Origin of the sequence: Vibrio sp. 10N.222.52.C12 (genome assembly GCF_041474215.1) — a bacterium.
In the GTDB taxonomy this organism is placed as follows: domain Bacteria; phylum Pseudomonadota; class Gammaproteobacteria; order Enterobacterales; family Vibrionaceae; genus Vibrio; species Vibrio crassostreae_C.
The window spans coordinates 1-385 of the sequence record NZ_JBFRTR010000102.1 but is presented as its reverse complement, the minus strand read 5'-3'; the positions used below and the strand labels follow the sequence as shown (position 1 = coordinate 385).

Annotated in this window: 1 protein-coding gene; it reads right to left on the bottom strand. The window is 43.9% G+C overall.

Annotated features, from left to right (window positions below; translation table 11 throughout):
* On the bottom strand, positions 1-322 hold a 322-nt coding region (locus AB4623_RS18240), incomplete at its 3' end, for a transposase (RefSeq protein ID WP_372147110.1).
* Between the last annotated feature and the right edge of the window lie 63 nt (positions 323-385).

Sequence of the window (385 nt, the reverse complement as noted above, 5' to 3'; positions counted from 1 at the left end):
TAAACCCTTGCATACATTCGCTGCGCCAGCTTTGGATTTGCTCTGGAAAAAGACCTTTTTCACGACAATATTGGCTGAGTTCACTTTCTGTCATTGAGTAGGTTTCAGCGACAATGGCAAGTTTAGTTTGAGCTGACCACTGCTCTGATGAAGTGTTGCTATTTGGCACGGCGGCTCCTGAACGTCTGAGTTGCTGGCGCCAATGATACAGGGTCGCAGTGCTAATTCCTTCCTCTTCCGACACTTCTTTAACTGACATTGAATAGGGAGGTAATAGCTTCTTCAATATAGCTTCTTTTCTTTCTACTGAGATACGAGACACAATTACTCTTTATCGCCCAAACTGGTTAAATTTTAACAGTGACATCTACCCTGCCAGATAGGG